This window comes from Kosakonia sp. (assembly GCF_032104925.1).
Taxonomy (GTDB): domain Bacteria; phylum Pseudomonadota; class Gammaproteobacteria; order Enterobacterales; family Enterobacteriaceae; genus Kosakonia.
The window spans coordinates 631,594-644,461 of the sequence record NZ_DAMCGF010000002.1; the positions used below are offsets into that span (position 1 = coordinate 631,594).

General features: G+C 55.9%; 13 protein-coding genes and 2 tRNA genes. 11 read left to right on the forward strand and 4 right to left on the reverse strand.

The window, feature by feature from the left end; translation table 11 throughout:
• Window positions 1-6 precede the first annotated feature (6 nt).
• Genes srlD through srlA form a run of 4 tightly spaced genes read right to left on the reverse strand, consistent with a single transcriptional unit; the run spans window position 7 to window position 2,699 of the window.
• The gene (gene srlD, locus RT644_RS06050; protein ID WP_017459304.1) at window positions 7-786 is read right to left on the reverse strand and encodes a sorbitol-6-phosphate dehydrogenase; all 780 of its coding nucleotides are present in this window, start codon (window positions 784-786) and stop codon (window positions 7-9) included.
• 17 nt (window positions 787-803) lie between these two features.
• Complete coding sequence (gene srlB, locus RT644_RS06055) at window positions 804-1,166, reverse strand: PTS glucitol/sorbitol transporter subunit IIA (protein ID WP_160268937.1); 363 nt, start codon at window positions 1,164-1,166, stop codon at window positions 804-806.
• Between the two features lie 10 nt (window positions 1,167-1,176).
• A complete protein-coding gene (locus tag RT644_RS06060) occupies window positions 1,177-2,142 on the reverse strand; it encodes a PTS glucitol/sorbitol transporter subunit IIB (RefSeq protein ID WP_020454930.1) in 966 nt (321 codons plus the stop codon).
• On the reverse strand, window positions 2,139-2,699 hold the full coding sequence (gene srlA / locus RT644_RS06065) for a PTS glucitol/sorbitol transporter subunit IIC (RefSeq protein WP_045510963.1): 561 nt from the start codon (window positions 2,697-2,699) through the stop codon (window positions 2,139-2,141). Before srlA ends, RT644_RS06060 begins: the two co-directional genes overlap by 4 nt.
• A 272-nt stretch (window positions 2,700-2,971) precedes the next feature.
• Here srlA and mltB point away from each other — a divergent pair, with 272 nt between their 5' ends.
• The 11 genes from mltB to RT644_RS06120 all read left to right on the forward strand — a co-directional run bounded on the left by mltB (window position 2,972) and on the right by RT644_RS06120 (window position 12,760).
• Entirely contained in the window at window positions 2,972-4,054 is a 1,083-nt protein-coding gene (gene mltB / locus RT644_RS06070) for a lytic murein transglycosylase B (protein ID WP_020454928.1), read from the forward strand.
• 227 nt (window positions 4,055-4,281) lie between these two features.
• Window positions 4,282-4,956 (forward strand): metal ABC transporter ATP-binding protein, encoded by a 675-nt coding sequence (locus RT644_RS06075; RefSeq protein WP_313626146.1) that lies wholly within the window; start codon window positions 4,282-4,284, stop codon window positions 4,954-4,956.
• Window positions 4,953-5,816 carry a metal ABC transporter permease gene (locus tag RT644_RS06080; RefSeq protein WP_097407348.1) on the forward strand — a complete coding sequence of 288 codons (864 nt, stop codon included), beginning with the start codon at window positions 4,953-4,955 and terminating at the stop codon, window positions 5,814-5,816. The genes RT644_RS06075 and RT644_RS06080 overlap by 4 nt, the downstream gene beginning before the upstream one ends.
• A gap of 12 nt (window positions 5,817-5,828) precedes the next feature.
• Window positions 5,829-6,707, forward strand: coding sequence for a metal ABC transporter substrate-binding protein (locus tag RT644_RS06085; protein ID WP_313626158.1), 879 nt, complete (start codon window positions 5,829-5,831; stop codon window positions 6,705-6,707).
• A gap of 136 nt (window positions 6,708-6,843) precedes the next feature.
• The gene (gene pncC / locus RT644_RS06090; RefSeq protein WP_020454924.1) at window positions 6,844-7,341 is read left to right on the forward strand and encodes a nicotinamide-nucleotide amidase; all 498 of its coding nucleotides are present in this window, start codon (window positions 6,844-6,846) and stop codon (window positions 7,339-7,341) included.
• Window positions 7,342-7,430: 89 nt separating this feature from the next.
• Entirely contained in the window at window positions 7,431-8,495 is a 1,065-nt protein-coding gene (gene recA / locus RT644_RS06095; protein WP_020454923.1) for a recombinase RecA, read from the forward strand.
• 68 nt (window positions 8,496-8,563) lie between these two features.
• Complete coding sequence (recX, locus tag RT644_RS06100) at window positions 8,564-9,064, forward strand: recombination regulator RecX (protein ID WP_313626147.1); 501 nt, start codon at window positions 8,564-8,566, stop codon at window positions 9,062-9,064.
• Window positions 9,065-9,193: 129 nt separating this feature from the next.
• Entirely contained in the window at window positions 9,194-11,824 is a 2,631-nt protein-coding gene (gene alaS / locus RT644_RS06105; RefSeq protein WP_313626148.1) for an alanine--tRNA ligase, read from the forward strand.
• 238 nt (window positions 11,825-12,062) lie between these two features.
• Entirely contained in the window at window positions 12,063-12,248 is a 186-nt protein-coding gene (gene csrA, locus RT644_RS06110; protein WP_007370562.1) for a carbon storage regulator CsrA, read from the forward strand.
• A 338-nt stretch (window positions 12,249-12,586) separates the two neighbouring features.
• Window positions 12,587-12,679: transfer RNA gene (locus RT644_RS06115), tRNA-Ser, on the forward strand.
• A gap of 4 nt (window positions 12,680-12,683) precedes the next feature.
• Window positions 12,684-12,760: transfer RNA gene (locus RT644_RS06120), tRNA-Arg, on the forward strand.
• Window positions 12,761-12,868 lie beyond the last annotated feature (108 nt).

Genomic DNA, 12,868 nt, shown 5'->3' on the forward strand with positions numbered 1-12,868 from the left:
CGCAGATCAGAACATCACCTGGCCGCCGGTGACATTAATCGACTGGCCAGTGCAGTAAGAGGCTTTAGGGCTGGCATAAAACATCAGCACGTTCAGCACATCCTGGTAGTCGCAGCCGCGCTTGAGCGGTACTTTGTCGATGTAATATTGCTCCACTTCATCCGCCGCAATGCCCAGTTTGCTGGCATATTGCGGGATAAGTGACTGGAACATCGGCGATTTCAGCAGGTTACCCAGCATCAGCGAATGCACGGTAATGCCGTATTCTGCCAGATCCAGCGCCAGTGATTGGGTCAGCCCCACGCCGCCGAACTTCGCTGCGCTATAGCCCGAGTTGTGCTTGCTGCCCACTTTGCCGGATTTGGAGTTGATCTGGATGATGCGCCCCTGAATGCCGTCGCGAATCATCAACTTCGCGAACTCGCGTGCGCAGAGGAAATAGCCCACCAGGTTCACCTGCAAAGAACGGTCGAAATCACCGAGCGCAAAGTCGCTGATAAACGCCGCTTTGGCAATGCCTGCGCTGTAGACCAGCAAATCCGCGCGGCCAAAAATCTCATCCACGCCGCGCGCCAGTGCCAGCACGCTGTGCTCGCTGGTGGCGTCCGCGCCAAAGCCGTAGGCCATCCCTTCGCCAAACTCGCTGTTGATCTCCTGGGCGACATTTGCCGCTTTATCACTTTGAATATCCACTACCGCCACGCGGTAACCTTCTGCGGCAAGCCCACGGCTAAGGAACGCCCCAAGGGTTTGTCCTCCACCAATGACAACGGCAACCTGTTTCATACTCTTCTCCTTACGACTTAAGCGACAAATTTCAAAATGCAGCCGGGGGCGATATCGTCCGGCACCGGGCCTGCGACGTGTACCGTTCCGGGGTATTCGGCCTGCGTTTGCCCATCGAAACGCAGGGTGATATGACCCAGTTCACGCAGATTCTGCTCGGCGACATCACCGACGGCGGTGACCGGGTAGCGACGATCGCCAAGTTCAAACTGCGCGCCGGGTAACAGCGCGCCCGAAAGCGCACCGTGGTTATGGATAAAACAGAACTCGGCGACATCCGCAGGCGCGCCTTCGCGGAAGGTGATCAGCATGTTGTCGCTCAGCGCGTCCGGGGCGCTCTCACCGATATGGGTAATGGTGGTTTGATAAATCACACTCATAAAACACCCCTTATTGATAAATGAAACCGGAGACAAACCAGGCGACCAGCACCGTTGGCGCACCGGTTAAAAAACGGCTGACCAGTACGGAGGGGACACCGACGCGCACGGTATCCTGACGCGCTTCCGCCAGCGACAAGCCCACCGGGATGAAGTCGCACGCCGCCTGGGCGTTGATGGCGAACAGCGCGGGCAGGGCGAGATGCGGTGGGATATTGCCGAGGCCGATCTGTACGCCAATCAGCACGCCAATCACCTGGGCAATCACCGCGCCTGGACCGAGGAAGGGCGACAGCAACGGGAAGGAGCAGATAAGCGCCAGCGTCACCAGCCCGAGTGGATGGCTGGCAAGCGGCGCGAGGCCGTGGGCAATCCAGTCGCCAAGCCCGGAGGCCATGATGATGCCGATGAGCGCCGAGACGAAGGCCATAAACGGCAGAATAGTTTTCAGCACTGTGTCGATGGTGTCGCGCCCGGCCTGAAACAGCACCGCGACCGCCGAACCCATGCCCATGCCGACTTTTGCCAGCAGGCCATCACTCTGCTCGGTGATTTTTTTGCTGGTGTCGTAATCCTTCGCGACCGGGCGTTTTGGTGCGGCGGTTGGCGCGTCACCGTGCAGATGGATATTGTCCTCTTTCACTCCGGAAACGTAGATATCTTCCAGGATGTACTGCGCCAGCGGGCCGGATTTCCCTGTCGCGTGGATATTCACCGTCGGGATGCGGCGTTTCGGATAGATACCACAGCGCAGCGTACCGCCGCAGTCGATCACCGCGACGCCAATCTCCTCTGCTGGCGGCTCGCCCTCTTTAAAGCCGTCAACCGCCTGCCAGCCGGTGAGTTGCGCCAGCTTATCGACGATCGCCGGGCGGGTGCCCGCGGTGATATAGACAATTTTCTTCTCAGTGCTGGCGTCGATTTCCAGCGGGCCGCCCCAGCCGCCGGTGCCTTTTTCAATCACTATGCGCGTCATGATGTTGCTCCAGCGAGTTGGACTTTTTGTTCAAGTTGAATGCCCATTTTCTTCTCGAAAATGGAAGTGGTGAGGTCGGTAACCCAGCCGCGGAAGAAGTTGGTCACCAGCCCGACCAGCAGGTAGCTCACCGCCAGCGGGCCGAGCGGCAAGCCCAGCGTTGTCAGACCGTTGGCGATCCCCAGATAGACAAACAGCTCGCCGGGGTTGATATGCGGAAACAGGCCATTCATTGAGTGGCAACTATAGGACGCGGCAGCGTAATAACTGGGTTTGTACTTCTCTGGCATAAAGCGCCCGAGGCTCAGTGTCATGGGGTTGCAGAAGACAAACGTGCCGATGCAGGGCAGCAGCAAATAGCGGGCAAGGGGATTGCCCGCGCAGCGCTGGGCAAATTTTTCGATCCGGTGTTGGCCAATAAAGTTAATCAGTGCGTTCATGATAACCAGCAGGCTTATCAGCAGGGGCAAAATACCGGTCACCATGCCGGTGAACACTTCGCCGCCTTTCTGAAACAGCCCGATGAACCATTCGGCACCATGCGTAATGGTTTCCATTGTTCTCTCCTGTAGGGTTGTCGTTTTGTTGTTTAACCGTGCACTATCATAATCATTATGAAAGGTTGAAATGTGTTATTTAGATCTCGTTATGAAAGAAAAAATGATCATTGTGAAAGTTTTTGCGAGAGTGAGCGGAATTAAATGAACGCGTAATGGAAGGTGAAAAAGTGAAGTGAGATCGCGTGCGCAGGCGTTACGGCGCTTCCTTGTCGGTAACCAGATGCTTTACCATACTTGCTCCTGGCTGATTCGTTTAAAATGGAAGTCCCATGTTGAAGCGTTGTTACGCAGCATTACTGCCTGCGTTTGTTGTGCTCTGTGCCTGTAGCAGTAAACCCCCGCTTGCTGAAACCCCGCAAACCGCGTCGCCCGCGCCTTCCGGTGGTTTTCTGCTTGAGCCGCAGCACAATGTTCTGATGACCGGCGGTGACTTTGCCAATAACCCGGCGGCGGAGCAGTTCATCAATATGATGGTCAGTAAGCACGGTTTTGACCGCCAGCAACTGCATGAAATTCTCTCGCAGGCCAAACGCCTGGATTACGTGTTGCGCCTGATGGATAAGCAAGCGCCGACGACAGCGGGACCCACCGGGCCGAACGGCGCCTGGCTGCGCTATCGCAAGCAATTCATCACTCCGGACAACGTGCAAAATGGCGTGGCGTTCTGGAATCAGTATGAAGACGCGCTTAACCGCGCGTGGATGGTTTACGGTGTGCCGCCGGAAATTATCGTTGGCATCATCGGCGTGGAAACCCGCTGGGGCCGCGTGATGGGCAAAACGCGTATTCTCGACGGGTTAGCGACGCTGGCCTTCGCTTACCCGCGCCGCGCGGAGTATTTCGCCAGTGAACTCGAAACTTTCCTGCTGATGGCGCGCGATGAAAGTGATGATCCGCTCGAACTGAAAGGTTCTTTCGCTGGCGCAATGGGCTATGGACAGTTTATGCCCTCTTCGTACAAGCAGTACGCCGTCGATTTCAACGGCGACGGGCATATCAACCTGTGGGATCCGGTGGATGCCATTGGCAGCGTGGCGAACTACTTCAAACAGCACGGCTGGGTGAAGGGCGATATCGTGGCGGTTCCGGCCAACGGCCAGGCACCGGGGCTGGAAAATGGCTTTAAAACCAATTACAGCGTCGGGCAACTGGCGGCGGCGGGTTTAACACCGCAACAACCGCTGGGCGCGCACCAACAGGCGAGCCTGCTGCGCCTTGATGTGGGCACCGGCTATGAGTACTGGTACGGTCTGCCGAACTTCTTCACCATTACCCGCTATAACCACAGCACGCATTACGCGATGGCGGTCTGGCAGCTCGGCCAGGCGGTTTCACTGGCGCGCGTTCGCTGATCCCTCTCCCCTCCTGCGGGAGGGGAATCTGAAACATTTCGATGCACTCCCGTTACGCATAGCGATTTACTTAATTATTCATACTGATTATTGTTACGTTATAACATATGAGGTGTGTGAATGATTCCCGTAACGCTGTTTTCCCTTTCCGGCACGATCCGTTTCGTGCTGGCAGCCGCACTATTAGCGGTGCTTTGGCTCCTGACTGGCTGGGCGGTTGCGCTGCCATGATTGAACTTGACCACCTGGTCGCAGGCTACGATCGCCTCGCGATCACGCCGGCGCTGTGCGGCACGCTGGCGCGCGGCAGTATGACGGCGATTGTTGGCGCGAACGGCTGCGGTAAATCGACCCTGTTAAAAACGCTGGCCGGATTTTTACCGCCGGTGAGCGGCGTTCTGCGCTGGCAACCGGCGCGGCCAGTCATCGGCTGGCTGGCGCAGCGGCACGCGCTGGAATCTCAATTTCCGCTCACCGTGCAGGACGTGGTGAGTATGGGCTGCTGGCCGCGCGTTTCGCTGTTTCGCGGGTTGAACCGCGATGCCCGTAGCCGCATCGCTCAGGGGCTGGATCGCGTTGGGCTGACAGCAATGGCGCGCGAAACGATTGATACGCTCTCCGGCGGGCAGTTTCAGCGCATGTTGTTTGCCCGCGTCTGGGTGCAGAACGCGCCGCTGGTGATGCTCGACGAGCCGTTCACCGGTATTGATGAAGCCACATCGCAACTGTTGATGGAGCAGATTGTGGACATGCATCGCGGCGGGCAAACCATTATTGCCGTGCTGCACGATAGCGAGCGCGTGTCTCGCTATTTCCCGCAAACGTTACGCCTCGACGAACGCGTGGCACAGTGGGGCGCGACAGGGCATTTCGCGGCAAAAGATGAGGCGTGCAGCGCATGATCTGGCATCTCTTTTTCCAGCCGTTTATCGAGTTTGGCTTTATGCGCCGCGCACTGGTTGTGTGTCTGGCGCTCTCCATCAGTACCACGGCGCTGGGCGTTTTTTTGCTGCTGCGGCGCATGAGCCTGATGGGCGATGCGCTGTCGCACGCCATTCTGCCTGGCGTGGCGGTGGGTTATTTGCTGAGCGGCATGTCGCTGCTGGCGATGAGTATCGGCGGTTTTATCGCCGGGATCGTGGTTGCGCTGGTTGCCGGATGGGTAAGCCGCCGCACGCCGCTGAAAGAGGATGCCAGTTTTGCCGGTTTCTACCTCGGTTCGCTGGCGCTCGGCGTCACGCTGGTTTCGCTGCGCGGCTCCAGTGTCGATCTGCTGCATCTGCTGTTTGGCTCGATTCTGGCGGTCGATCGCGACTCGGCGCTGTTTGTCGCAGGAGTGGCCAGTCTGACGCTGATGATGTTGGCGTTTTGCTATCGCGGCATGGTCAGTGAAGCGTTCGACAGCGCGTTTTTGCAGGTTAACGCCCCGCGTGCACCTGGCCTGCTGCACGGGCTGTTTCTGGCGTTACTGGTGCTTAACCTGGTGGCCGGGTTTCAGGTGCTCGGCACATTAATGGCCGTAGGCGTGATGATGCTCCCCGCCGTGGCGGCGCGCTGCTGGGCGCGGACGTTACCGGGATTATTATGGCTTGCGGCCAGCATTGGCGCGCTGTGCGCGTGGCTTGGGTTAAGCCTGTCGTGGATGGCGGGATTACCCGCCGGACCGGCGATTGTGCTGACCGCCAGTATTGTCTTCTTTTTTTCCATTTTATTCGGCACGCGCAGTGGGCTGGCTCGCAGCCTGCGCGCACTTTTAACGTAGCAAGGGGAAATGATGAAACGGACAGGGCTTATTCTGGCGCTGGCGCTCGGCCTGGTGGCGCAGGGCGCAATGGCAAAAACAGTAAATGTGGTCGCCAGCTTCTCGATTCTGGGCGATATCACCAGGCAAGTCGGCGGCGATCACGTCAAGGTGACGACGCTGGTGGGGCCGGATGGCGATCCGCATACCTTTGAACCGTCGGCGAAAGACAGCGCACTGCTTAACAGCGCCGACGTGGTGGTGGTGAACGGCCTGGGGCTGGAAGGCTGGTTAGATCGTCTGGTGAAAGCCTCTGGCTTTAAAGGCCAGCTTGTCGTCGCATCAACCGGCGTTGCAACGCATACGCTGGAAGAAGATGGCGCAACGGTGACCGATCCCCACGCCTGGAACAGTGCGGCGAATGGTGCGCTGTATGCGAAAAATATTCTTGCCGCGCTGGTAAAAGCCGATCCGGCTGACGAAGCCGCGTTGAATGCCTCCGGCCAGCGTTATATCGACCAGTTAACTAAGCTGGATAGCTGGGCGAAAGAGCGCTTCAGCGCGGTGCCGCAGGCGAAACGCAAAGTGCTGACCAGCCACGACGCGTTTGGTTACTTTGCTCGCGCTTACAGCGTTGATTTCATGGCACCGCAAGGCATCTCTTCTGAAAGTGAAGCCAGCGCCGCGCAGGTCGCTTCGCTGATCAAACAGATCAAAGCCGATGGCGTGAAAGTGTGGTTTATGGAAAACCAGCTGGATCCACGGCTGGTGAAACAGATCGCCAGCGCAACCGGCGCGCAACCGGGTGGCGAACTTTATCCGGAAGCGTTAAGCGCCAAAGGCGGGGTGGCAGATACCTATCAGAAAGCCTTTCGTCATAACGTCGACACTATCTATAACAGCATGAAATAACAGGCAATAAGCCATGCAGGCCGGCGCTCGCTGGCCTTTTTTCGGAAGCCCCCTCGTAAATTCGCCATCCCGTCTCCATCTTTTCACGGAAAGTGGTATCTTTTCCGCCACAGTTTTTAGACGCACGGGAACCATCATGACGGACAATGAATTAATGCAGCTCAGCGAACGCATCGGGCTGGCGCTCAGGGCGCGCGGCGCGACGCTGACAACGGCAGAGTCCTGTACCGGCGGCTGGGTGGCGAAGGTGATCACCGATATCGCTGGCAGTTCCGCCTGGTTTGAACGCGGGTTTGTTACCTACAGTAATGAAGCGAAAGCCCAAATGATTGGCGTACAGCCCGCCACGCTGGATGCGCACGGCGCGGTCAGCGAGCCGGTGGTGGTCGAGATGGCGATTGGCGCGCTGAAGGCAGCGCGTGCCGATTATGCGATTTCCATTAGCGGCATCGCCGGGCCGGATGGCGGCAGCGACGAGAAGCCGGTTGGCACGGTTTGGTTTGGCATTGCCAGCGTCAGCGGGGAAGGGATCACGCGCCGTGAATGCTTCTCCGGCGATCGTGAAGCGGTGCGCAGACAGGCCACCGCCTATGCCCTGCAAACCCTTTGGCAACATTTTCTACAAAATGCTTGATACTGTATGACCATACAGTATAATTGCGACAACAGAACAGTAATTCACCGCGGAGCGTAACGCGCTTCACTCTGCATGAAGGAGTAATCATGGCTATCGACGAAAACAAACAAAAGGCGCTTGCAGCCGCACTGGGTCAGATCGAAAAGCAATTCGGTAAAGGCTCCATCATGCGTCTGGGTGAAGACCGTTCCATGGATGTGGAAACCATCTCTACCGGTTCGCTCTCGCTGGATATCGCGCTGGGCGCTGGCGGTTTGCCGATGGGGCGAATCGTCGAAATTTACGGACCTGAATCTTCAGGTAAAACGACGCTGACCTTGCAGGTTATTGCCGCAGCACAGCGCGAAGGTAAAACCTGTGCGTTTATCGATGCTGAACACGCGCTGGATCCGGTTTACGCTCGCAAACTGGGCGTTGATATCGACAACCTGCTCTGCTCTCAGCCGGATACCGGTGAGCAGGCGCTGGAAATCTGTGACGCGCTGGCGCGCTCCGGTGCGGTTGACGTGCTGGTGGTCGACTCCGTTGCAGCGTTGACACCGAAAGCGGAAATTGAAGGCGAAATCGGTGACTCTCACATGGGCCTTGCGGCACGTATGATGAGCCAGGCGATGCGTAAACTGGCTGGTAACCTGAAACAGTCCAATACGCTGCTGATCTTCATCAACCAGATCCGTATGAAAATTGGCGTAATGTTCGGTAACCCGGAAACCACCACCGGCGGTAACGCGCTGAAATTCTACGCCTCTGTGCGTCTGGATATTCGCCGTATCGGTGCGGTGAAAGAGGGGGATAACGTGGTCGGCAGCGAAACCCGCGTTAAAGTGGTGAAAAACAAAATCGCTGCGCCGTTTAAGCAGGCTGAATTCCAGATCCTCTATGGCGAGGGCATCAACTTCTACGGCGAGCTGGTCGATCTTGGCGTGAAAGAGAAGCTGATTGAGAAAGCCGGCGCCTGGTATAGCTACAACGGCGACAAAATTGGTCAGGGTAAAGCGAACGCAACAACCTGGCTGAAAGAAAACCCGGCGGCAGCAAAAGAGATCGAGAAAAAGCTGCGCGAAATTCTGCTCAGCAATCAGAGTTCTTCCGCTGAATTCACTGCCGATGGTAATGACGAAGACGTTGAAGAAACCAACGAAGATTTCTGATAATTTGAATGGTAATCAAGGGCTGCTGATGCAGCCCTTTTGCTTTTCTACGAACACAGGATCAAGCCATGCCCGAGAACCCTTCCCGACGCTCCGCCGTTGCCCGCCTGCGTGACAGGGCGATGCGGATTCTGGCGATGCGCGATCACAGCGAAAAAGAGTTTCGCCGCAAATTAACCGCGCCAGTAATGAGTAAAAACGGCCCGGAAGAACTGGATATCACGCCGGAAGAGGTCGAAGAGGTCGTGGCATGGTGTCTGGAGCATAACTTTCTTGATGATATGCGCTTTGTGCGCCAGTTTATCGCCAGTCGTGCGCGCAAAGGTTATGGTCCGGCGCGCATTCGGCAGGAGTTAAATCAAAAAGGGATTTCGCGAGCAGACAGCGAAAGCGCGCTACGCGAATGCGATATCGACTGGGTGGAGAGTGCCCGTGCGCAAGCGCAGCGCAAATATGGCGAACCGCTACCGACTGAATATGCGGCGAAAGTAAAAGTGCAGCGTTTTTTGCTCTATCGCGGCTTTATGCAGGAAGATATTCAGGAAATATGGCGAAATTTTGCCGACTGAGCGCATACGGGATTTTACTTCGCAGTAAAGAAAACTTATCTTATTCCCACTTTTCCCAGTAGCTGGCGCGTTTTCCATGTATGGCAACGGCCGGTTACCACATTTCGTTAGCTTGATTTCAGGATAATTATGAGCAAGAGCACCGCTGAGATCCGTCAGGCGTTTCTCGATTTTTTCCATAGTAAGGGACATCAGGTAGTTGCCAGCAGCTCCCTGGTACCGAATAACGACCCGACTCTGCTGTTTACTAACGCCGGGATGAACCAGTTCAAGGATGTATTCCTTGGGCTCGACAAACGTAATTATTCCCGCGCTACCACAGCACAGCGTTGCGTACGTGCTGGTGGTAAACACAACGACCTGGAAAACGTCGGTTACACCGCACGCCATCACACATTCTTTGAAATGCTGGGCAACTTTAGCTTCGGCGACTACTTCAAACATGATGCTATTCAGTACGCATGGGAACTGCTGACCGGTGAGAACTGGTTCAACCTGCCGAAAGAGCGTCTGTGGGTGACGGTATACGAAACGGACGACGAAGCGTACGAAATCTGGGAAAAAGAAGTGGGCGTGCCGCGCGAGCGCATTATCCGCATCGGCGATAACAAAGGCGCCGCTTACGCTTCTGACAACTTCTGGCAGATGGGCGATACCGGTCCATGCGGCCCGTGCACCGAGATTTTCTACGATCACGGCGACCACATCTGGGGTGGCCCTCCGGGCAGCCCGGAAGAAGACGGCGACCGCTATATCGAAATCTGGAACATCGTCTTTATGCAGTTCAACCGCCAGGCCGATGGCACTATGGAACCGCTGCCGAAGCCGTCCGTGGATACCGGTATGGGCCTGGAGCGTGTTGCCGCGGTGCTGCAACATGTGAATTCCAACTACGAAATCGACCTGTTCACCCGACTGATTCAGGCGGTGGCAAATGTGACCGGCGCGACAGATTTGAGCAACAAGTCGCTGCGTGTTATTGCCGACCACATTCGTTCTTGTGCCTTCCTGATCGCCGATGGCGTCATTCCGTCGAACGAAAACCGTGGCTATGTGCTGCGTCGTATCATTCGTCGTGCGATTCGTCATGGCAACATGCTGGGCGCGAAGGACACCTTCTTCTATAAACTGGTAGGCCCGTTGATTGAGGTGATGGGTTCCGCCGGTGAAGATCTGCAACGCCAGCAGGCGCAGGTTGAGCAGGTTCTTAAAACCGAAGAAGAACAATTTGCGCGTACGCTGGAGCGTGGCCTGGCGCTGCTGGACGAAGAGCTGGCAAAACTGAAAGGTGACACGCTGGACGGCGAGACCGCTTTCCGCCTGTACGATACTTATGGTTTCCCGGTGGATTTAACCGCCGATGTCTGCCGTGAACGTAATCTGAAAGTTGACGAAGCAGGTTTTGAAGCCGCGATGGAAGAGCAACGCCGCCGCGCGCGCGAATCCAGCGGTTTCGGTGCAGATTACAACGCGATGATCCGCGTTGATGGCGCTTCGGAATTTAAAGGCTATGACCATCTGGCACTGAACGGCAAAGTGACTGCGCTGTTTGTCGATGGTAAGCCGGTTAACGCGATCGCCGCAGGTCAGGAAGCGGTTGTTGTTCTTGATGAAACGCCGTTCTACGCCGAGTCTGGCGGCCAAGTGGGCGATAAAGGCGAACTGAAAGGTAATGGCTTTGCCTTTGCCGTACAGGATACGCAGAAGTACGGCCAGGCGATTGGTCACCTCGGCAAGTTGAGTAGCGGTTCGCTGAAAGTGGGCGACGGTGTGAAAGCGGAAGTCGATGAAGCGCGCCGTGCGCGTATTCGTCTGAACCACTCTGCCACACACCTGATGCATGCCGCGCTGCGCGATGTGCTCGGTACGCACGTTGCGCAGAAAGGCTCTCTGGTCAATGACAAAGCGTTGCGCTTTGACTTCTCCCATTTTGAAGCCATGAAGCCATCGGAAATCCGTGCGGTAGAAGATCTGGTGAATGCGCAAATTCGCCGTAACCTGCCAATCGAAACCAACATCATGGATCTGGAAACGGCAAAAGCGAATGGCGCAATGGCGCTGTTTGGTGAGAAATACGAAGACCGCGTGCGCGTGCTGCGCATGGGTGATTTCTCGACTGAACTCTGCGGCGGCACACATGCTTCCCGCACCGGTGATATTGGTCTGTTCCGCATTGTGTCTGAATCTGGCACAGCGGCAGGCGTGCGTCGTATCGAGGCCGTTACCGGTGAAGGCGCGATTGCCAGCCTGCATGCGCAGAGTGACCAATTGCACGATGTTGCGCAGTTGCTGAAGGGCGACAGCCAGAACCTTGGCGATAAAGTGCGTACTGTTATCGAACGTACTCGCCAGCTGGAAAAAGAGTTGCAGCAGCTTAAAGAGCAGGCGGCAGCGCAGGAGAGCGCTAACCTGTCCGGTAAAGCTATCGATCTTAACGGCGTAAAACTGCTGGTTAGCGAGCTGGCTGGCGTCGAGCCGAAGATGCTGCGTACCATGGTGGACGATCTGAAAAACCAACTGGGTGCTTCAGTGATTGTGCTTGCCACCGTGGCGGAAGGAAAAGTTTCCCTGATTGCGGGTGTGTCGAAGAATGTGACCGACCGTGTGAAAGCAGGGGAATTGATTGGTATGGTTGCCCAGCAGGTCGGGGGTAAAGGTGGCGGACGTCCGGATATGGCGCAAGCCGGCGGTACAGACGCAGCCGCACTGCCTGCCGCTCTCGCCAGTGTAAAAGACTGGGTAAGCGCTAAACTGTCATAATTACAAAGCGAAAGCAGACGCCATAACCTTGCGGTTATGGCGTTGTTGCCACTACGCTATTGATAACGATAAAGTCAGGTTGAAGTCTTGTATATCGGCTAAACTTAGGTTTAACAGAATGTAATGCCGTGACTGCTTACACTTAGGTGTTTGTCATCGCTTACTTTTTGGCGTTATATGATGGATAATGCCGGGATACAGAGAGACCCGACTCTTTTAATCTTTCAAGGAGCAAAGAATGCTGATTCTGACTCGTCGAGTTGGTGAAACCCTCATGATTGGGGATGAGGTCACTGTGACTGTATTAGGGGTTAAGGGTAACCAGGTTCGTATCGGCGTTAACGCCCCTAAAGAAGTTTCCGTTCACCGTGAAGAGATCTACCAGCGTATCCAGGCTGAAAAATCACAGCAGTCGAACTACTGATGCCATTATCGCGTCTCGCTGTTTTCCGGCGAGACGCAACTCCACCTCTGATTTTCCCCTCAATACGTTTCCTTTTTATTTCATACTTGCTGTTTTTCCCTGTTACCCGCCTGTTGAGATGGAATGTCTTTGCCATTTTTCTACAGCGAAACGGCAGAATTTCTGCTGATAAAACATCCTTTTTGGCCTTTTTGCAGGCTAATTGCCTGCGAAGTGTGCAAACGATTCAGGGGCTGGAAAAAGTGTTTGACTTATAAGTCCCAGAAAGTAATATGTGCGCCACGCAGCGACGATGAGCCCTTAACAAGTTCTTCGAAGCACTCGAAAGAGGCGCGTGTGGTGAGGTGGCCGAGAGGCTGAAGGCGCTCCCCTGCTAAGGGAGTATGCGGTCAAAAGCTGCATCCGGGGTTCGAATCCCCGCCTCACCGCCATTTTGCATCCGTAGCTCAGCTGGATAGAGTACTCGGCTACGAACCGAGCGGTCGGAGGTTCGAATCCTCCCGGATGCACCATCTTGCTCAGTGTGGCGAGGTAACGCAGCACTGAATCAGCGTTGTAAAGTAAGTTTCCCGATGCATCCGTAGCTCAGCTGGATAGAGTACTCGGCTACGAACCGAGCG